Genomic DNA, 18,556 nt, shown 5'->3' with positions numbered 1-18,556 from the left:
TGTAGGCTTGCAACATGGCGCTTTGTAGTCCTGGTCCTACACAGCCTCTGTTTTTCTCGTGGAGGCGCGTGCATAATGCACAAATTCATTCCGACTGGCGCACAGAACATGCACGTACTTGTAGTGGAAGACGACGCCGTCCTGGCCGATGGTTTGAGCCGGGTCTTGAGCGGGCACGGCATGGCGGTGGAGGTGGTCGGCAACGGCAGCCAGGCCGACGCCATGCTGCAGCGCGCCGAGCAGACCGAGGTGGTGGTGCTCGACATCGGCCTGCCCGGCATCGACGGCTTCGAGGTGGTGCGGCGGCTGCGCGCGCGCGGCAGCCAGGTGCCGGTGCTGCTGCTGACGGCGCGCGACGCGGTCGAGGACCGGGTGCGCGGGCTGGAGCTGGGTGCCGACGACTACCTGGTCAAGCCCTTCGCCACGGCCGAGCTGGTGGCGCGGCTGCGCGCGCTGGTGCGGCGCAACGCGCCCAAGCCGGCGGTGCTGGCGCTGGGCGACCTGGCGCTGGACCTGTCGGCCAAGCGCGCGCGCGTGCGCGACAAGACCATCGAGCTGTCGGTGCGCGAGTGGGCGGTGCTGGAATACCTGTTGCAGCACGGTTCGCGCGTGGTGTCCAAGCAGCAGATCATCGACGCCATCCTGCCCTGGGGCGACGACCTGACCCTGAACGCGGTGGAAGTCTACATCTCGCGCCTGCGGCTGAAGATCGCCGACGCCGGCGTGTCGATCCGCACCATCCGCGGCTTCGGCTACATGCTGGAACTGGCGCCGGCGAGCGCGGGAACATGAACAGCATCCGCCTGCGGCTGCTGAAGTGGCTGATCGGCCCCATCCTGCTGATCAACCTGGCCGGCGGCGCGCTGGCCTACGTGCTGGCCTGGGCGCCGGCCGACGCGGTCAACGCCGGCGGCCAGCAGCGGCCGCCGATGCAGCGCGACCAGATACGGCAAGCCACGCTGCGCGCGCTGGTGCTGCTGGAAGTGGTGCTGACTGCGGCCTCGGTGGGGCTGGTGTGGTTTTCCGTCAGCAGCGCGCTGCGGCCGCTGAACCGGCTGCGCTCCGGCCTCAACGCGCGCGACGGCGACGACCTGGCGCCGATCGCCGCCGTCGACATTCCCTACGAGCTGGAGCCGGTGGTGTCGGCCTTCAACGGCCTGCTGGACAAGGTGGGCGAGGGCGCGCGGGCGCGCCAGGAATTCCTGGCCGACGTCGCGCACCAGCTGCGCACGCCGCTGGCCGGCCTGAAGACCCAGCTCGAATGGCTGGGCGCGCGCCATGCCGAGCCGGACACGGCGCACTCGGTCAAGCTGATGCTGTCGGCCACCGAGCGCATGGCGCGCAAGGTCAACCAGCTGCTGGCCCTGGCGCGCGCCGAGCCCTCGCATTTTGAAAAGACCCGCCTCGAGCCGCTGGGGCTGGACGGGCTGGTCGAGGCGGCGATCCAGTCCTTTGTCGACCAGGCCTCGCTGAAGGCGATCGACATCGGCTTCGACCTGCAGCCCACGCCCATCACCGGCGACCGCTTCCTGCTGCGCGACCTGATCGACAACCTGATCGACAACGCCATCCGCTACACGCCGGCCCACGGCGCGGTGACCGTCAGCTGCCGGCCGGCCGGCAAGGAGGGCGAGGGCGGCCTGCTGGCGATCGAGGACAACGGCCCCGGCATCCCGCCGGCCAGGCGCGAGCAGGTGTTCAGCCGCTACGTGCGGCTGGACGACAAGACCCAGGGCAGCGGCCTGGGCCTGGCCATTGTGCGCGACATCGCCGCCGTCCACGGCGCCCGGCTGGTCATCGGCGACGCGGCCGGCGGCCGGGGCGCGCTGTTTTCCGTGCATTTCCCATAAATTTCGCGCTTGTCAGGAATTTGTCAGCATTTCCTCAGGGAAATGCAAGCTTGCTGGTCTAAACTTGCTCTCAAGGAAATTTAACCGGGAGAGCGACGATGAAACGTGTGGGCACTGGCGATACCAAGGGCTTTACGCTGATCGAAGTGATGGTCACCATCGCCATCGTCGGTATCCTGACGGCGGTGGCCCTGCCGCTGTACAGCGACTATGTGATACGCGGCCGCCTGACCGAGGCCTTCACCGCGCTGGGCGGCGCGCAGCCGGCCGCCGAGCAGTTCTGGGCCAACGGCCGCACCTATGTCGGCTTCGACAGCGCGCTCAGCTTCCCGCCCGCCAGCGCCAACTTCACCTACACGCTGAGCAACGCCAGCGCCTCGGCCTACACGGTGACCGCCACCGGCCAGGCCAAGATGGCCGGCTTCAGCTACACCATCGACCAGAACGGCACGCGCGCGACCACCGCCACGCCAACCGGCTGGGGCACCAGCACCAGCTGCTGGGTCGATCACAAGGGCGGCTCATGCTCCACCAACTAACACTGACGCGGCGGCAGCGCGGCTTCACGCTGATCGAACTGATGATCGGCTTGACCATCCTGGGCATCATGCTGGCGCTCGCCATCCCCAGCATGGGCGGCTGGCTGGTGGCCAGCAAGGGTCGCGCCGCCAGCGAGTTCTACCTGGACGGCTTCGCGCTGGCGCGCCGCCAGGCGGTGTCGCACAACGCCGCCAGCCGCATCCAGCTGACCGTCAATCCGGACAACGGCCAGCTCGACTGGCAGGTGGACATCTGCTTCCCGGTGCCGGGCACGCCGTGCAACACCACCAGCGGCACCTGGTCCACCGTCGACGCGCCGGCCCCCGGCGATCCCCAGGGCGCCGCCGGCTTCAAGTCGGTGTTCCGTCCCGCCACCGCCTTGCCGCCGTCCGAGGTACTGCTGCCGAGCACGCTGCCGGACGGCGCCACCTCGGTCTACTACACCGCGCTGGGCTGGGTCGACACCGCCGTCGGCAACCGCCTGACGCAGCTGCGGCTCGACCCCGCCGCCAGCTATGCGCACGACATTCCCGTCGCGGCGCTGGCCATCTCGCTGGCCGGCATGCCGTCCAAATGCGATCCGACGCTGAGCGCCGGCGATTCGCGCGCGTGTCCGCCATGATGCCGCGTCCGACTCCCCGCCGCCGGCCTGCCGCCGGCCGGTTGCAGCGCGGCATCGCCCTGCTGGAGGCGATGATCGCCATCGTCATCCTCGGCATCGGCCTGCTCGGCACCATCGGCCTGCAGGCGCGCGCCTACTCGGCGCTGTCGGACGCCGGCCTGCGCGCCGAAGCCACCTTGGCTGCGGACAAGCTGCTGGGCACCATCTCCGCCGATTCCGGCAACGTGGCCAGCTATGCGCTGGCCGCCGGCGGCACGCCCAGCACAGCCATGCAGCCGTGGGTGACGGAAACCAAGGCCGCGATCCCCGGCGCCATCATCACCGTCGTCGTCACGCCGGCGGTGCGCAGCAACCAGGTCGACATCACGATACGCTGGACCCGCAAGGCGGGCACGGCGGAAAACCGCCATCTGGTCACCGCCTATTTCGGATCCTGACATGCCTACCATTCTCCTCCGCCGCGCCGCCGGCTTCTCGCTGGTCGAACTGATGGTCAGCGTGGTCATCGGCCTGCTGGCCCTGCTGTTTGCCACCAAGCTGGTGGTCAGCGGCGAAACTAACCGCGACGCCGCGCTGGGCGGCTCCGACTCCATGCAGAACGGCATGCTGGCGCTGTACTCGCTGAGCAACGACGCCGCCCAGGCCGGCTGGGGCCTGAACGACACGCTGGTCGCCGGCTGCAACACCAGCTTCACCGACGCCAACGGCTATGCGCTCGACACGCTGACCGTGGGCGGCGTGGCCAGCACGCCGCTGGCGGCCGTGCTGATCCAGTCCAACGGCGCCAACCCCGACCGCATCTCGCTGTACACCGGCACTTCCGAGGCGGCGGTCGGCTCGGTGAAAACCGCCGGCAAGATTACCGCCGGCGACGTGGTGATCCCGACCTCGACCGCGTCGCCGTACGGCTTTGCCGTCGGCGACGTGCTGCTGGTCGCGCCGGAGCCGGCCACGGCGGCCAATTCGCGCTGCTCGGTGGTGCAAATGAGCGGTACGCTGCCGTCGCCGAAGAATGACTGGCTGACCATCGCCGCCGGCGCCACCATGCGCTTCAATCCGGCCGGCGGCATGCCCAACGCCTACGCCCTCGGTGGCGGGCGGGTGTTCAACCTGGGCCGGCCGGAACGGCTGTCGTTCCACACCTGGTCGCTGGCCGGCGGCGTGCTGCTGCTGCGCGCCACCGACCTGGCCGGCGCCGAAACGGCGCCGGTGTCGGTGATCGACAACATCGTTTCCATCAAGGCCCAATACGGCTTCGACGCCCGTGTGCTGCCCAACTACAACCCGGCCTTGCCGCCGACCGGCAACGGCATGCAGGTGACCCAGTGGAGCAGCACCATGATCGACGCCGACAGCGACGGCACGGTCGGCGATCCGGGCGACTTCCAGCGCGTGGCGGCGGTGCGGCTGGCGGTGGTGGCGCGCGCCAAGAGCGTCGAGAAACCGAGCCCGGGCGGCTGCACGTCGACCTCCACGCTGCCGACCGTGTTCGGCACGGCCGCGCCGGCCGCCGTGGCGGCGGTGCCGGTGCAAGTGAATGTCGCCGTCACCGGCGACACCATTGACTGGAAGTGCTATCGCTATCGCGTGTTTGAAACCATCGTCCCTATCCGCAACGCGCAATGGAGACCGTCATGATCCGTTCCCGTTTGCGCCAGGCCGGCATCGCCTTGCCGGTGATGCTGATCATGCTGACCGTCATGCTGATCGGCAGCATCTACCTGCTGCGCTCGAGCACCTCGACCACGCTGACGGTGGCCAACCTGGCCTACGATTCCGCGCTCAGCAAGGAAGCCGACCTGGGCGTGCACCGCGCGTTCCAGTGGCTCAGCACCTTGCCCAGCAAGTCGGTGTTGAACGCCAACAGCCCTAACGACGGCTATGTGGCCACGCTCGATCCGACCTGGACGGTCAGCAGCCCAGGCTTCTGGACCGGCTCGAAAAAACTGCCGGCCGATAACTCGGGCAACGTGGTCGAGTACGTGATCCACCGCATGTGCAACTTCGCCGGACCCTACAACTCCACCACGCCGCAAAACACCTGCATGCTGACCGCGGCCAAGCAGGGCGTGGCCGCGCCGGTCGCGCTCGGCACCACGCTGGCGCAGGACGCGCCGACCTACCAGGGGCAGCCCGAGCTGCACTATGTCGTGACGGCCCGTATCTTCGGGCCGCGCGGCGGCAACGTCATGACGCAGGCGGTGGTCATGATGGGGCCATTTTAAGCATAGGAACGATCATGAAACTGACACTGTCCGCGCTGCTGCGCGCCGTCCTCGGCCTGTCGCTGCTGGCGTCCGCCGCCGCGTTTTCGGCCCAGACCCAGATCGCCCAGGTGCCGCTGCTGAACATCACCGGCACCGGCACCGTCAAGCCCAACCTGATGCTGTTGTTCGACAATTCCGGCTCGATGGATCAGACCTACACGCCGGACTACGTCAACGACACGATCTGCCGCGGCGCCGCCACCTTCGCCGCCAGCCAGATCCCGTGCAACGTCGGTCATCCGCCGTTCATGAGTCCCGACTTTAACAAGCAGTATTACAACCCGGCGATCCACTACGCGGTGCCGATCAAGTCCGACGGCAGCTACTACGCCGAGCAGACCAGCGCTAACACCAGCACCTGGACCGTGGTCTCGGGCGACGGCTTCGGCGCCCACAAGGCCGACATGTTCAACAGCAGCTCCACCTCCATCAGCCTGGTGACCGGCTTCCCCGACACCAAGTGGTGCGACCCGAGCAACACGTCGGACTGCAACGTCAACAGCACCAGCTATAACTATCCGGACAACCTCTACACCAAGGCGACCACCATCTACGGCGGCCCTTACTACTACACCATCGGCGTGGCCGAGTACTGCACCGACGCCACCATGACCAACTGCAAGGCGACGTCGGTGGGCGCGCCGGCGCCGTCAGGCTATCCGGTGCCGGTCAAGGTGCGCTGGTGCAGCGACGTCAACCTGACCACTTGCCAGGCCAAGCAGGTCGCTGCGTTCAAGTATCCGCGCTATTCGACGTCGGTGGCGTCGATCGCATCCTACGGCACCATCGCCATCGGCGCCTCGAGCGGCGCCACGTCGATGACCATCAGCAGCGCGTCCATCACTGAAAGCGGCGGCACGTTCACCTTGACCAACGGCGTGGTCACGGCCAGCACCGGCACCAACACCGCGCTCAAGCGCCAGAGCGTGGCCAGCCTGCTCGCCTCCAGCATCAACAACAACATCAGCACCGCCGCCGCCAAGCGCTACCTGGCCTGCGTGCGCTCGCCGACCGGCGTGGCCAACGTGCCGGCCTGCAGCACGCTGGGCATCTCGCTGATTGCCGATAATATCGTCGCCGTGCTGGCGGTCAATTGCAGCAGCACCCCCAAGAACATCGCCAATTGTCCCGTGGTGGCCGACAGCTCGCGCGCGGGCTGGCCATTGGCGGTGTCCACCACGACGCCGGTGCCGTCGACCGCGCTGATCACGCTGGCCGGCTCCACCACCAACACCAATGGACTGAAGACCACGGTGTCGTTGGCCGGCACGGCGGTCGCGTCCAATATCTCCATCACCAAGAGCAAGGCGGCCAGCTTCACAGCCGGTGAAATCGTGGCCGCCATCGGTACCGCCGGCAATGTACGCGCTTATATAGGCGGCAATGCGGCTACCACCGTATGCCAGGGCGCCAGTTCGCCCACCACGACCGTGTGCCTGGTGAACATGGTCGCCACCGGCAACGGCGAAGCGCCGGGGGCCACCGCCATCTCCGGCATCGGCTTCACCAATACCAGCAGCAGCGGCTGGGTCGACGGCATCCCGGTGGTGACGTCGGCCATGTCGTCGGGCACCAGCCCGAGCACCTTTGTGCGGGTCAACATCGTCTCCGGACAGACCTATCCGAAGGGCGTCGACCGCAGCGACTGCGTGACCCAGGCCGGGGTCTGCACCTATGACGAGGAAATGACCAACTTCGCCAACTGGTACGTCTACTACAAAAGCCGCCTGCAAATGATGAAGACTTCGGTCGGCATCGCCTTCTCGGCCATCACCGCCAACTACAAGGTCGGCTACGTCAAGCTGTCCAACGCCGGCGCCGGCAGCGCGATCGACCTCAAGCCGGCCGACTTCACCGGCACCGCGCGCTCCAGCTGGTACACCGCGCTGTACAACACCACCACCTCGGGCTCGACGCCGATCCGCTCCGCGATGGACAACGTCGGCCGCATGTTCGCCAACCTGACGCCGTACAACTACGCGGCCGGCAGCGAAGTGGTGCAGTACCCGTGCCAGCAGAACTTCATGATACTGACCACCGACGGCTACTGGAACGGCTCCTCGACCGCCAACGTGACCAACAACGACAACGTCGAGAGCCCCACGCGCTTCTGCACGGCGGCGCGCGGCTGCGTGGACAAGCGCGACCAGACCCAGCCCTCGATCGCCGACGTGGCGCTGCACTGGTACAACGGCGGCTCCAGCACCGCCACGGTGTCGCTGCGGCCGACGCTGGAGCCTGACATGAGTTCACCCGGCTCGGTGCCGGCCGGCGCCGGCGAGAACACGCATTTGCACATGAACACCTACACGCTGGGCCTGGGCGTGGACGGCGTGATGAGCTACGAGCCTAACTACGACACCGCGCCCAAGCCGGGCGGTGACTTCTACAACCTGATCACCCAGGCCGCCAGCGGCTGCCCGTGGAACAACAACCAGGCCTATGTCTGGCCGGATCCGGACGTCACCAACGGCGCCAGCACCGTGCAGGAACGGGTGGACGACCTGTGGCATGCGGCCATCAATGGCCACGGCAAGTATTTCAGCGCGTCGCAGCCGAAGGAGGTGGTTGACGGCCTGAGCGAGGCGCTGGCCAATATGCAGGTCCGCATCGGCGCGGCGGCCGCGGCGGCGACCTCGACGCCGAATATCTCGCAGCAGGACAACGATATCTTCTCCGACACCTTCACCACCGTGAAGTGGTACGGCGAGCTGTCGGACAAGAAGATCGATCCGTCGACCGGCATCGTCGGCAATACGCCGACGTGGACCAGCTCGGACACGGTGGGCAAGAACATCAGCGGCCGCAAGGTGTGGATGTTCAATACCGCCGGCGGCGCGCTGCGGAAGGTCGACTACGCCACCATGTCGGCGCTAGAGCAGGGCTGGTTCAGCAACAAATGCACGTCGCTGTCGCAGTGCACCCTGCTGTCGACGGCCGACAAGGCCATTGTCAACAACGGCGCCAACCTGGTCAACTACCTGCTGGGCGTCCAGCAGTATGCCGACGACAACCTGTTCCGCGCCTACACGCTGACCGACCACACGCCGGCAGGCCAGGCCGGCCCCATCCCCATCCTGCTGGGCGACATTGCCTCGTCCAAGCCGGCCTATCTGCGCGATTCGCGCAAGAACTACACCACCGCCGGCTACAGCACTTTCAAGGGAAACAGTCAGAGCCGCACGGCCACCGTGTTCACCGCCGCCAACGACGGCATGCTGCACGCGTTCAACGCGGCCGACGGCGCCGAGCTGTGGGCCTACATGCCGCGCATCACGATGAAGAAGCTGTACGCGCTGGCCAGCACGACCTACGGCACCAACCACCAGTTCACCACCGACGGCTCGCCCGAGCTGGCCGACGTGCAGATCGGCGGCAACTGGTCCACCGTGCTGGTGGCCGGCCTGAACGGCGGCGGCCGCGGCTACTATGCGCTCGACATTACCGACCCCTCCAATCCGAAGCAGCTGTGGGAGCTGTGCGCCGATCCCGCCATATGCAGCACCAACGATCCCGACATCGGCCTGACCTTCGGCAACCCGCAGTTCGGCATGTGGAAGGGCCAATGGGTGGTGTTCCTCACCTCCGGTTACAACAACGTGCCCGGCGTGGACGGCGTCAATTCCGGCAGCGGCCAGGGCATCCTGTACATCGTCGACGTCGGTACCGGCGCCGTGCTGAAAAAGATCTCGACCCTGGCCGGCGACACCACCACGCCGTCGGGGCTGGCCAAGATCACCTCGATCAGCACCGACCCCAACATCGATCCGGTCACCACCTACATCTACGGCGGCGACAACCAGGGCCATATGTACCGCTTCGACCTGACCGACGCCAGTGGCGCCACCGTGCCGGTGGTCAAGATGGGCGATTCCGGCCCGCTGCAGCCCATCACCACCCGTCCGGATGTGACCTTGTGCGGCGTGACCACCACCGTCACGGTCGGCGGCGTCTCCGTACCGAGCACGACCGCGCAGCGCGTGGTGTTGTTCGGCAGCGGCCGCCTGCTGGACCTGCCGGACACGGCCAACACCGACACCCAGAGCCTGTACCTGCTCAAGGACAACGGCCTGCCGCTGACGATACGCGGCAGCGGCATGGTCAAGCAGACGCTGAGCCAGGTCGGCAGCGGCAGCAACATCACCTATGCGATCACCAGCAACGCGGTCGACCTGAGCACCAAGGACGGCTGGTACTTCGACTGGTCGCTGCATCCGGGCGAACGGATGAACCTCGATCCGCAGATCGTCAGCGGCGTGGCCAACGTGGTGACCAACCTGCCGACGTCCTCGTCGTCTTGCAACGTCGGCGGCTCGTCCAACGCCTACCAGGTCGACATCTGCACTGGCAACGCCTTGCCTGGCGTGCCGGCCGGCAGCATCCTGTCGAACACCTCGGCGGCGGTCGGCTTCATCATCATCCGGCTGCCGAACGGGCAGCTGAAGATGATCAGCACCCTGGCCACCGGCGAAACCAAGACCACCTCGCTGCAAGAGGGCAAGTCGGCCGAGGCGCACCGGGTGGGCTGGCGCCGGGTCAAGGGGGAGTAAAGAGTTCACACGGGGCGGCCAAGTATCGGTAAAATCGAGGGTTTTGCAAAACCGCCTCAGATCGCGAACAAATGGTCAACGATATCGAAAACGCAATACCCGAAAATAACGACGACGCGAACACCGCGATCAACGCCAAAACACCGGCGCTGATCGCGCGCGAAGTACAGCGCCGCCGCACCTTCGGCATCATTTCCCACCCGGATGCGGGCAAGACCACGCTGACGGAAAAGCTGCTGCTGTTCTCGGGCGCGATCCAGATGGCCGGCACGGTCAAGGCGCGCAAGAGCGGCCGCCACGCCACCTCCGACTGGATGGAGATCGAGAAGCAGCGCGGCATTTCCGTGGCTTCGTCGGTGATGCAGTTCGAATTCCGCGACCACGTGGTCAACCTGCTCGACACCCCGGGCCACCAGGACTTTTCGGAAGACACCTACCGCGTGCTGACGGCGGTCGACTCGGCGCTGATGGTGATCGACGCCGCCAAGGGCGTCGAGGCGCAGACCATCAAGCTGCTCGACGTGTGCCGCATGCGCAACACGCCGATCGTCACCTTCATGAACAAGATGGACCGCGAGACGCGCGATCCGCTGGAGCTGCTCGACGAGCTTGAATCGGTGCTGAAGATCCAGTGCGCGCCGGTGACCTGGCCTATCGGCATGGGCAAGAACTTCCGCGGCGTGTACCACCTGCTGAACGACGAGATCATGCTGTTCAAGGCCGGTGAGGAAAAGGCCGACGGCGCCTTCGAGATCATCAAGGGTATAGCCAATCCGCGCCTGCAGGAGATGTTCCCGCTGGAGATGGACCAGCTGAAGATGGAAGTGGAGCTGGTGCACGGCGCCTCGCATCCGTTCGACCTGGAGCAGTTCCTGTCCGGCGTGCAGACGCCGGTGTTCTTCGGTTCGGCGATCAACAACTTCGGCGTGCGCGAGATCCTGTCGGCGCTGGTCGACTGGGCCCCGGCGCCGCGCGAGCGCGACGCCACGGTGCGCGCGGTCGATCCGAAGGAGCAGCCGTTCACCGGCTTCGTGTTCAAGATCCAGGCCAATATGGACCCGGCGCACCGCGACCGCATCGCCTTCCTGCGCGTGTGCTCGGGGCGTTTCGAGCGCGGCATGAAGGTCAAGCACCTGCGTCTGGGGCGTGAGATCAAGGTGTCGTCGGTGGTGACGTTCATGGCGTCGTCGCGCGAGCAGGTGGAAGAGGCGTACGCCGGCGACATCATCGGCCTGCCCAACCACGGCAACATGCAGATCGGCGACTCGTTCTCCGAAGGCGAACTGCTGACCTTCACCGGCATTCCGTACTTCGCGCCGGACTTCTTCCGCTCGGTGCGCATCCGCAACCCGCTGAAGATCAAGCAGCTGCACAAGGGCTTGCAGCAGCTGGGCGAGGAGGGCGCGGTGCAGGTGTTCAAGCCGGTGCAGGGCGGCGAGCTGGTGCTGGGCGCGGTCGGCGTGCTGCAGTTCGAGGTGGTCGCCAGCCGGCTGATGAACGAATACGGTGTCGACGCGGTGTTCGAAGGCACCAGCATCAGCAGCGCGCGCTGGGTGTCCAGCGACGACAAGAAGGCGCTGTCGGACTTCGAGGACGCGCTGGGCCACAACGTCGCCTACGACGCGGCCGGCAACCTGGCCTACCTGGCCACGTCCAGCGTCAACCTGCGCCTGACGCAGGAACGCTGGCCGAAGCTGCAGTTCCACGCCACCCGCGAGCACTCGGCCAAGCTGGTCTAAACAAACCCGGGGTCAGATCTGACATTCGGACACGAACTCTACCGTAGCGGCTGTTACGGTAGAGTTCGTGTCCGAATGTCAGATCTGACCCCGGATTACTTAATGGGCCGCCATGGCGCGCAGCAGGGCCGGCACCTCGGCGCTGATCTCGCGCGCCAGGTAGCCCAGCGGGCCATGCTGCAGCGCCAGCTGTTCACCCGCCATCGCGTGCAGCGCCACGCCCCACGACGCCGCCTGTTCCAGCGCGGCGCCGCGTGCCGCCAGGCCCACGATCAATCCCGCCAGCACATCTCCCGATCCGGATATCGCCAGGCCGGTGTTGCCGCCCTGGTGACGCCATAGGCGGCCCGACGGCGCGGCGATCGCGGTCACCGGACCCTTCAGCGCCACGGTGGCGTGCCAGCGTTGTGCCGCCCGCCGCGCGGCCGCTTCGGGCTGGATGGTGATTTCCAGCTTGTCGGCGCCGCTCAGCGCCGCCAGTTCGCCGGCGTGCGGCGTCAACAGCACAGGCTGGTCGAAGCGGTGGCTGCCGTGGCTGGCGCGCACGATGCTCATGCCGGCGGCGTCGAGGATCAGCGGCACCTCGGCGCAGTGCGGCAGCAGCGCCCGCACCAGCACCGTGCTGGCCGCGTCGTCCTGCATGCCGGGGCCGATCAGCACCGCGCTGGCTTGGCGGCAGGCGTCGCGCAGGCTGTGCCCGCTGTCCTGCAAGCCGCCCTCGGCGGTCTCGGCCAGCCCGATCACGCGCGCTTCCGGCAGCGTGACGCCGATCTGCGGCGCCACGCCGGCGGCCGTGGCGATGGTCAGCTTGCCGGCGCCGGCGCGCAGCGCCGCGGCGGCCGCCAGCAGCAGCGCGCCCGGCATCTCGCGCGAGCCGGCGATGATCAGCACGTGGCCGCGCGTTTCCTTGTCGGCCTCCGCGTCCGGCATGGGCAGCGGCCAGTCGCGCAGCGTGGCGGCGGTGATTTCAATGATGTGTTCGGTGTCGTCCATGATCATGATTTGGGTGCGGCCGGCAGGTCCGGCTGATGGGTGACGGGCGTGCCGGACTGTTCGAGCGGCGCGACGAAATTGGCGCGCACCAGCACCAGCTTGCCGTGCTTGCCCGCGCCGGGGTCGTAACGGTATTCGGTGATGCCGCAGTTGGGCACGTCGCCGGCGCGGTCGATCGCCAGGATCGCGTCCTCGTCCATGCGCTCCAGCAGGTAGCGGAAGCAGTTGACGATCACCTGGTGCGCGACGATCAGCACCCGCTCGCAGCGGTACTCGCGGGTGATGGTGTCTAGCGTGCTGCGCAGGCGCAGGATGACGTCGCACCAGCTCTCGCCGCCCGGCGGACGGAAATAGAACTTGCCCACGTGCTGGCGCTGTTCGGCCAGCTCCGGATATTTGTCGCGGATACCCAGCGGCGTCAGCCGATCGAGGATGCCGAATTCTTTTTCGCGCAGGCGCTCGTCGGCCACCACGGCGCTCAGCCGGTCACGGTCCAGCGCGTCGAGCACCGCCTGCGCGGTGGCGCGCGCGCGGGCGTAGGGCGAGAACAGCACCACGCTGGGCCGCGCCTCGGCCGGCAGCGCGCCGAACCAGCCGCTCATCGCCACCGCCTGGCGCCGGCCCAGCGGCGACAGCGCGACGTCGACGTCGCGCCCGGCGATATCGATCAGCAATTGCGCGCCGGCTTCGGCGGCGTCGCGCGCGACGTTGCCGGCGCTCTGGCCATGCCGCGCCAGCCACAGCTGGTGCGGCCATTTCTGTTCGCTCATGAGCGCCCCTCCAGTTCGAGCTCCACCCATACCGGGGCGTGGTCGCTGGGCTTGTCGCCGCCGCGCACGTCGCGGTCGACCTCGGCCGCCTTCAGCGCCGGCGCCAGGGCGGGGCTGAGCAGCAGGTGGTCGATGCGCAGGCCGGCGTCGCGGCTGTAGGCGTTGCGGAAATAGTCCCAGAAGGTGTAGATCTTTTCGCCCGGATGCATGGTGCGCAGCGCGTCGCACCAGCCCTGTTCCAGCAGCCGGTGGAAGGCGGCGCGCACCTCGGGGCGGAACAGCGCGTCGTCGACCCAGCGCTCGGGCTTGTAGACGTCGAGCTCGGTCGGCATGACGTTGAAGTCGCCGGCCAGCACCACCGCCGCGCCGCTGTCGAGCAGCCTGGCCGCGTGCACGATCAGCCGTTCGAACCATTGGAGCTTGTAGTCGAACTTGGGGCCGGGCGCCGGATTGCCGTTCGGCAGGTACAGGCCGGCGATCAGCACGCCGCCGACCACCGCTTCGATGTAGCGGCTTTGTTCGTCGTCCGGATCGCCGGGCAGGCCGCGCCCGACCTCGACCGGCGCCTCGCCGCGGGCCAGGATGGCGACGCCGTTCCAGCTCTTCTGGCCGTGCCAGACGGCCTGGTAGCCGGCCTCGTTGATAGCGGCTTCGGGAAACTTGTCCTGCGGCGCCTTCAGCTCCTGCAGGCAGACGGCGTCCGGCCGAGTGCGCTCCAGCCATGCGAGCAGGGCGGGCAGGCGGCTGTTGATGCCGTTGACGTTGAAGGTGGCGATGCGCATGAGCCGATTATCAGTCAGCCGCGCCGCCGCCACCGTGCGTGGCCGCACATACCGCCGGCGTTGGCGGTACTAAGCTGGCGGCATATCCGGAACGAGGAAGTGACATGGACAACAGCAAATCCGGCCGCGTGGTCGGCATCATCCATCCATTGCGCGCGCCGCCTCCGCGCAAGCAGACCTGGCCCGGCTGCAATCCTCAGCCGCTGCGGCTGGTCGCCCGGCCCGACAAGGACATGGCGCGGGTGGTGGAAAACGGCCTCGCCTTGTACGCCTGCAAGGGCCACATCGCCGCGATCGACTATTTCGCCGCCCAGGGCGTGTCGCTGCGCACCATTTCGCGGGTGCTGTGGCAGCCGGAGCAGCGCCGCAACAGCTGACCCCTCCGCATATTTTTTGTTTGACAAGCCGCCGTTTGTAGTCTACTGTATTATTCAACTAATACACGGATACGACTGGCGATGACTTCCCATACCCCCTCCCTGTACACGATCGCGACCGGTTCGTCCGAGCCGATCTACCGCCAGCTGATCGAGCAGACCCGCCGACTGCTGGCCGCCCGCGTGCTGGCGCCGGGCGACGTGCTGCCGTCCGTGCGCGAAGTGGCGCAGGCGCTGGCCGTCAATCCGATGACCGTCTCCAAGGCCTACAACATGATGGAAACCGAAGGCCTGCTGGCGCGCAGCCGGGGCATCGGCATGCTGGTGGCCGAGCGCAAGGCGGCGCCGCACAGCACGCACGAACGCGAAGCGCTGCTGCGGCCCACGCTGGAGCGGGCCGCCGCCGAAGCCCGTCAACTCGAACTCGATCCGGACGCCGTGATCGCTCTCTTTAATAAAATCCTGAAGGAAGAGAAATGAATGCATCGATCGTCAATGTCGCCAACCTGCATAAATCGTTCGGCGGCCAGCAAGTGCTGCAGGGCGTGAACTGGGACATCGCGCCGGGCAAGGTGATCGGCCTGCTGGGCCGCAACGGCGCCGGCAAGTCGACCCTGCTCGAATGCCTGCTCGGGCTGCGCGAGGCCGACGCCGGCGCCAGCACGCTGTTCGGCCAGCCGGCCGCGCAGATCGGCGACGAGGCGCGCGCCAACATCGGCTACGTGCCGCAGAAGTCGGAGCTGTTCGAGTGGCTGACGCCGGCGCAGATGCTGGACTATTTCAAGGCGCTGTACCCACGCTGGAACGAGGCCAAGGTGGCCGGCCTGATGGAGCGCTGGGGCCTGGCCGACTGCGCCGGCAAGCAGATCGGCCGCCTGTCCGGCGGCGAGAAGCAGCGGCTGTCGATCATCCGCGCGCTGGCGCACGATCCGCGCCTGCTGGTGCTGGACGAGCCGGTGGCCAGCCTCGATCCGGTCGGCCGCCGGGACTTCCTGCACGAGCTGGTGGATGGCGTCATCGAGCGCGATACGACGGTGATCTTCTCGACCCACATCCTGTCCGACCTGGAGCGGGTGGCGCTGGACGTGGCGTTCCTGCAGGGCGGCAAGATCACCTTGCAGGCGCCGCTGGATGAGCTGCTGGAGAGCACGCACCGCATCACCGGCAGCGCCGCCGCGCTGGCGCCGCTGCGCTTCCGCGACGAGATCGGCCGCCGGCAGGACCGCAGCGGCGGCGTCAGCATCCTGGCGCGGCTGAGCGGGCAGGAGGCGGCCGACCTGCGCGCCGGGCCGGAGCTGCGGGTCGAAACCCTGAGCCTGGAAGACCTGTTCGTCGAGGTGACCAAATGAGCGCGGCCTTCTACGACGGCTACGGCCAGCTGATGCGCCAGGTGATACTGGACCGCTGCGGACGCGGCATGATGCTGCGCGTGAGCGCGCTGCTGGCGGCGGTGGCGATCGGCGCGCCGCTGCTGTTGCGACTGTCGCCGGCGCTGCCGCGCTTCGGCGGCGCGGTCGCCGCCTGCGCTGCTGCGGCGGGCATCCTGCTGTGGTGCGGCACCTGGCTGCGCAGCGCGGCGCGGCAGAACCAGCCGGAGTACGCCGGCCTGGTGCCGCAACTGCGGCGCCGGCTGATGGTGCTGACGGTGCTGGTGCTCGTCGCCACGACGCTGCTGGCTTCGGCGCTGCTGGCGGCGGTGTTCGGCCATTTCGGCTACCTGCTGGCGGGTGTCGGGCTGTTTTGCGTGTACATGCTGTTCGTGCAGCGCTACATGCTGCTGGTGTTCCTGCCGTCGGCGGTGATCCTTGCATCGGTGTCGGTGGAGCGGCGGCTGGAACAGCTGATCGGCATGGCCGCCGCGGCCGGCGAGCCGGCGGTGGCGGGCGTCGGCCTGGTCGTGGTCGCCGCGCTGGGCGCGTGGGGACTGCTGGCGGTGTTCCCGCGCGGTGGCGACAACCATTGGACATGGCACAGAAAACTCAATGCGCGCCTGGCGCGCCAGCGCAACCTGGCGCCGTCGGCTGGCGCTCCCGCCGCCAGCGGCATGCCGCGCTGGGTGAAGTTGTGGTGCACGGCATCGGGCGCCGTCTATCGGGCGACGCTGCGGCGCGACAACCGGCGCGCCGTCCCGGCATCGGCCGCGCGCATGATGATGCATACGGTGGGCGTCGAAGGCCATCACGGCGTCGCCGTCGGCGGCCTGCTGCTGCTGGCGTTGATGACGGTGCTGCTGGTGCTGTACCTGGGCCCGGACGTCCGCCTGGTGCAGCAAATGGCGCAGACCTCGGTGATCCAGATGTCGGTACTGTTGGCGCCATTGACCTACGCCGGCGGCGCGGCCTGCGCCATCAGCCGCCGCGGCACGGAGCAAAGCCTGTACCTGCTGACGCCGGGCGCCCCGCGAGCGGCCGCGCTCAACCGTCTGCTGGCGCGCACGCTGCTGACGCGTTTCCTGCTGGTCTGGCTGGCGGCCTTTGCCTGTGCGGCGGGGCTGGATGCGGCGATCGTCGGCGGTCCGCCGCTGCGCGGCGCGACCTTCGTGATGGCGATGGCGGTGCTGCCGTTCGGTCTCATACTGCTGCGCGACTACGCCGGCATGCCGTTCAGCTACAACCATACGATGATCCTGGGCGGCTGCTTTGCCGGGGCGGTGGTCTATCTGGTGGCGATGCAGGTCGAGCGCAGCGTGCCCGGTATGCCATGGTTCTGGCTGGGCAGCGCGCTGGCGCTGCTGTCGGTGCTGGCCATGGGACTGCGCTGGCAGCGCATGATGGCGCTGCCGCAGGCGTTCCCCGCGGGCCGGCTGGCGGTTTGACGCGCGGCCGCTCAGTTGGACTGCAGCACCAGCCCCACCGTGACGACCTGTTCGACGGCGCCGCGCGCCAGGCGCCGGCCCCAGGTGGCGTCGATCTGCAGGTGGTCGGGGATCAGCGCGTGGGCCAGGCCGAACTGGTAGCGCGAGCCGGCGCGCTGCTGGCCGTAGACTTCGGCCGTCAGCGAGTCGCGCTCGCCGAGCTTGAACTCGGCGCCGCTGCCCCAGGTGGCGCTGCTGCGGCGGACGTCGGCCGGGCGCATCACGCCCAGGTTGACGTGCACCAGCACCGCATCGCCGCGCAGCGAAAAGCTGAGCGGCACGTTGGCCGACAGGTCGCCGTCGCCGCTGCGGCCGGTGCGGAACTGGTCGGCCAGCACCAGTCCCAGGCCCCAGCCGTCGGTCTCCAGCGGCTTGAACACCGTCTTGGCCTGCACCCGGCCGAAGTGCACGGTGCGGCTGTGCGGGCCGGCCGTGTCGTCGGCCCAGGCGCCGCCGACGGCCAGCTCCCAGTCGCCGCCGACATTGCAGGCCGGCGTGGCCCAGTATTCGTCGTAGTGCTGCGCATGCTGCGCGTAGGTCTCCAGCTGGCATTGGCCGGGCGCGGCAATGGCGGCATCGTCGACCGTCATCGGACGGCCGGCGTGGGCGCAGACGGGCGCCAGCAGGAGGACAAGGGCGGCAGGGGCGGCGTATGCACCGGCTGCGCGCAGCCGGGCGAGGGAAGTCAACATCATCATCATTACAGTTCAATATTCATTCGAGGCGCCGCCACTGTAGCGCCATCAGATGAAACTGTGATGACAACTATTTGGCGGCGGTAGCCAGCGGCTTGCCTTTTTCGACCACGTACACGCCGACCAGCTTGAGCGTACCGCTGCCGACGTTGAGGGCGTCGTGCACGGTGCCGGCCGGGATCACGAACGATTCGCCGGCCTTGACGCGGCGCGGGTCTTCGCCGTCGATGCGCAATTCGCCTTCGCCTTCGAGCACGTAGCTGATCTCGTCGCCGGGATGGGTGTGGCGGCCGGCGGTGGCGCCGGCGTCCAGCTCTACCCTGGCCACCACCGCTTCGCGGCCGGGCACCGAGACGTCGGCCTTCTTGATCACCGTGCGGCGTATCCCGGGGGCCTGGGCCAGCAAGGTGCCGGCGGCGCCGGCAAGCAGCAGGACGAACAGCGTGTTGCGAATCAGCGTGGTGCGGGCAAACGGAAGCGGTTTCATGGCGTGTCCTTTCGGCGGAAGGTACATCGA

Annotated in this window: 18 protein-coding genes; 13 read left to right on the top strand and 5 right to left on the bottom strand. The window is 67.9% G+C overall.

Going from position 1 to position 18,556, the window contains the following annotated elements; genetic code table 11:
• Window positions 1-108: 108 nt before the first annotated feature.
• The 9 genes from ACCD07_RS28180 (at window position 109) to ACCD07_RS28140 (ending at window position 11,568) form a co-directional block, all read left to right on the top strand.
• The gene (locus ACCD07_RS28180) at window positions 109-792 is read left to right on the top strand and encodes a response regulator transcription factor (protein WP_176651158.1); all 684 of its coding nucleotides are present in this window, start codon (window positions 109-111) and stop codon (window positions 790-792) included.
• Window positions 789-1,850, top strand: a complete 1,062-nt coding sequence (locus tag ACCD07_RS28175; RefSeq protein ID WP_176651157.1) for a sensor histidine kinase — start codon at window positions 789-791, stop codon at window positions 1,848-1,850. The genes ACCD07_RS28180 and ACCD07_RS28175 overlap by 4 nt, the downstream gene beginning before the upstream one ends.
• Window positions 1,851-1,948: 98 nt before the next feature.
• Window positions 1,949-2,389, top strand: a complete 441-nt coding sequence (locus ACCD07_RS28170; protein ID WP_413449256.1) for a type IV pilin protein — start codon at window positions 1,949-1,951, stop codon at window positions 2,387-2,389.
• On the top strand, window positions 2,374-3,012 hold the full coding sequence (locus ACCD07_RS28165; RefSeq protein ID WP_176651155.1) for a type II secretion system protein: 639 nt from the start codon (window positions 2,374-2,376) through the stop codon (window positions 3,010-3,012). Before ACCD07_RS28170 ends, ACCD07_RS28165 begins: the two co-directional genes overlap by 16 nt.
• Window positions 3,009-3,449 carry a prepilin-type N-terminal cleavage/methylation domain-containing protein gene (locus tag ACCD07_RS28160; protein ID WP_353404466.1) on the top strand — a complete coding sequence of 147 codons (441 nt, stop codon included), beginning with the start codon at window positions 3,009-3,011 and terminating at the stop codon, window positions 3,447-3,449. Before ACCD07_RS28165 ends, ACCD07_RS28160 begins: the two co-directional genes overlap by 4 nt.
• A gap of 1 nt (window position 3,450) precedes the next feature.
• The gene (locus ACCD07_RS28155; protein ID WP_413449255.1) at window positions 3,451-4,650 is read left to right on the top strand and encodes a PilW family protein; all 1,200 of its coding nucleotides are present in this window, start codon (window positions 3,451-3,453) and stop codon (window positions 4,648-4,650) included.
• On the top strand, window positions 4,647-5,237 hold the full coding sequence (locus tag ACCD07_RS28150; RefSeq protein ID WP_413449254.1) for a hypothetical protein: 591 nt from the start codon (window positions 4,647-4,649) through the stop codon (window positions 5,235-5,237). Before ACCD07_RS28155 ends, ACCD07_RS28150 begins: the two co-directional genes overlap by 4 nt.
• 14 nt (window positions 5,238-5,251) lie before the next feature.
• On the top strand, window positions 5,252-9,829 hold the full coding sequence (locus ACCD07_RS28145) for a pilus assembly protein (RefSeq protein WP_413449253.1): 4,578 nt from the start codon (window positions 5,252-5,254) through the stop codon (window positions 9,827-9,829).
• 71 nt (window positions 9,830-9,900) lie between these two features.
• Window positions 9,901-11,568 carry a peptide chain release factor 3 gene (locus ACCD07_RS28140; protein WP_413449252.1) on the top strand — a complete coding sequence of 556 codons (1,668 nt, stop codon included), beginning with the start codon at window positions 9,901-9,903 and terminating at the stop codon, window positions 11,566-11,568.
• A gap of 99 nt (window positions 11,569-11,667) precedes the next feature.
• On the opposite strand, the gene ACCD07_RS28135 is transcribed toward ACCD07_RS28140, so the two are convergent.
• From ACCD07_RS28135 to xth, 3 genes are read right to left on the bottom strand one after another with little or no spacing between them, the layout of a single operon-like run.
• A complete protein-coding gene (locus tag ACCD07_RS28135; RefSeq protein WP_413449251.1) occupies window positions 11,668-12,561 on the bottom strand; it encodes an NAD(P)H-hydrate dehydratase in 894 nt (297 codons plus the stop codon).
• A gap of 2 nt (window positions 12,562-12,563) precedes the next feature.
• Window positions 12,564-13,331 (bottom strand): histidine phosphatase family protein, encoded by a 768-nt coding sequence (locus tag ACCD07_RS28130; protein ID WP_176651149.1) that lies wholly within the window; start codon window positions 13,329-13,331, stop codon window positions 12,564-12,566.
• A complete protein-coding gene (xth, locus tag ACCD07_RS28125; protein WP_413449250.1) occupies window positions 13,328-14,113 on the bottom strand; it encodes an exodeoxyribonuclease III in 786 nt (261 codons plus the stop codon). The genes ACCD07_RS28130 and xth overlap by 4 nt, the downstream gene beginning before the upstream one ends.
• Window positions 14,114-14,217: 104 nt before the next feature.
• Here xth and ACCD07_RS28120 point away from each other — a divergent pair, with 104 nt between their 5' ends.
• The 4 genes from ACCD07_RS28120 to ACCD07_RS28105 all read left to right on the top strand — a co-directional run bounded on the left by ACCD07_RS28120 (window position 14,218) and on the right by ACCD07_RS28105 (window position 17,305).
• Window positions 14,218-14,490, top strand: coding sequence for a hypothetical protein (locus ACCD07_RS28120; protein ID WP_176651147.1), 273 nt, complete (start codon window positions 14,218-14,220; stop codon window positions 14,488-14,490).
• An 81-nt stretch (window positions 14,491-14,571) separates the two neighbouring features.
• On the top strand, window positions 14,572-14,970 hold the full coding sequence (locus ACCD07_RS28115) for a GntR family transcriptional regulator (protein ID WP_176651146.1): 399 nt from the start codon (window positions 14,572-14,574) through the stop codon (window positions 14,968-14,970).
• Complete coding sequence (locus ACCD07_RS28110; RefSeq protein ID WP_176651145.1) at window positions 14,967-15,839, top strand: ATP-binding cassette domain-containing protein; 873 nt, start codon at window positions 14,967-14,969, stop codon at window positions 15,837-15,839. The genes ACCD07_RS28115 and ACCD07_RS28110 overlap by 4 nt, the downstream gene beginning before the upstream one ends.
• On the top strand, window positions 15,836-17,305 hold the full coding sequence (locus tag ACCD07_RS28105) for a hypothetical protein (protein ID WP_413449249.1): 1,470 nt from the start codon (window positions 15,836-15,838) through the stop codon (window positions 17,303-17,305). The genes ACCD07_RS28110 and ACCD07_RS28105 overlap by 4 nt, the downstream gene beginning before the upstream one ends.
• An 11-nt stretch (window positions 17,306-17,316) precedes the next feature.
• Here ACCD07_RS28105 and ACCD07_RS28100 read toward each other — a convergent pair whose 3' ends face one another.
• Both ACCD07_RS28100 and ACCD07_RS28095 read right to left on the bottom strand, forming a co-directional pair.
• A complete protein-coding gene (locus ACCD07_RS28100) occupies window positions 17,317-18,045 on the bottom strand; it encodes a hypothetical protein (RefSeq protein WP_413449248.1) in 729 nt (242 codons plus the stop codon).
• Window positions 18,046-18,109: 64 nt separating this feature from the next.
• Complete coding sequence (locus tag ACCD07_RS28095; protein WP_176651142.1) at window positions 18,110-18,526, bottom strand: cupin domain-containing protein; 417 nt, start codon at window positions 18,524-18,526, stop codon at window positions 18,110-18,112.
• Window positions 18,527-18,556 lie beyond the last annotated feature (30 nt).

Origin of the sequence: Duganella sp. Dugasp56, assembly GCF_047304105.1 — a bacterium.
GTDB classification, from domain to species: Bacteria; Pseudomonadota; Gammaproteobacteria; order Burkholderiales; family Burkholderiaceae_D; genus Rugamonas; species Rugamonas hordei.
Note: the sequence above shows the minus strand (reverse complement) of the source record. Positions and strands in the feature narration are given on the sequence as shown.

Bases quoted from the DNA above. Each gene is read 5' to 3' on its own strand.
- ACCD07_RS28150 (WP_413449254.1), top strand. From the start codon at position 4,647: ATGATCCGTTCCCGTTTGCGCCAGGCCGGCATCGCCTTGCCGGTGATG.
- ACCD07_RS28135 (WP_413449251.1), bottom strand. From the start codon at position 12,561: ATGGACGACACCGAACACATCATTGAAATCACCGCCGCCACGCTGCGC.
- ACCD07_RS28115 (WP_176651146.1), top strand. From the start codon at position 14,572: ATGACTTCCCATACCCCCTCCCTGTACACGATCGCGACCGGTTCGTCC.
- ACCD07_RS28175 (WP_176651157.1), top strand. From the start codon at position 789: ATGAACAGCATCCGCCTGCGGCTGCTGAAGTGGCTGATCGGCCCCATC.
- ACCD07_RS28155 (WP_413449255.1), top strand. From the start codon at position 3,451: ATGCCTACCATTCTCCTCCGCCGCGCCGCCGGCTTCTCGCTGGTCGAA.
- ACCD07_RS28130 (WP_176651149.1), bottom strand. From the start codon at position 13,331: ATGAGCGAACAGAAATGGCCGCACCAGCTGTGGCTGGCGCGGCATGGC.
- ACCD07_RS28180 (WP_176651158.1), top strand. From the start codon at position 109: ATGCACGTACTTGTAGTGGAAGACGACGCCGTCCTGGCCGATGGTTTG.
- ACCD07_RS28095 (WP_176651142.1), bottom strand. From the start codon at position 18,526: ATGAAACCGCTTCCGTTTGCCCGCACCACGCTGATTCGCAACACGCTG.
- ACCD07_RS28140 (WP_413449252.1), top strand. From the start codon at position 9,901: ATGGTCAACGATATCGAAAACGCAATACCCGAAAATAACGACGACGCG.
- ACCD07_RS28110 (WP_176651145.1), top strand. From the start codon at position 14,967: ATGAATGCATCGATCGTCAATGTCGCCAACCTGCATAAATCGTTCGGC.
- ACCD07_RS28100 (WP_413449248.1), bottom strand. From the start codon at position 18,045: ATGATGATGATGTTGACTTCCCTCGCCCGGCTGCGCGCAGCCGGTGCA.
- ACCD07_RS28170 (WP_413449256.1), top strand. From the start codon at position 1,949: ATGAAACGTGTGGGCACTGGCGATACCAAGGGCTTTACGCTGATCGAA.
- ACCD07_RS28165 (WP_176651155.1), top strand. From the start codon at position 2,374: ATGCTCCACCAACTAACACTGACGCGGCGGCAGCGCGGCTTCACGCTG.
- xth (WP_413449250.1), bottom strand. From the start codon at position 14,113: ATGCGCATCGCCACCTTCAACGTCAACGGCATCAACAGCCGCCTGCCC.
- ACCD07_RS28145 (WP_413449253.1), top strand. From the start codon at position 5,252: ATGAAACTGACACTGTCCGCGCTGCTGCGCGCCGTCCTCGGCCTGTCG.
- ACCD07_RS28120 (WP_176651147.1), top strand. From the start codon at position 14,218: ATGGACAACAGCAAATCCGGCCGCGTGGTCGGCATCATCCATCCATTG.
- ACCD07_RS28105 (WP_413449249.1), top strand. From the start codon at position 15,836: ATGAGCGCGGCCTTCTACGACGGCTACGGCCAGCTGATGCGCCAGGTG.
- ACCD07_RS28160 (WP_353404466.1), top strand. From the start codon at position 3,009: ATGATGCCGCGTCCGACTCCCCGCCGCCGGCCTGCCGCCGGCCGGTTG.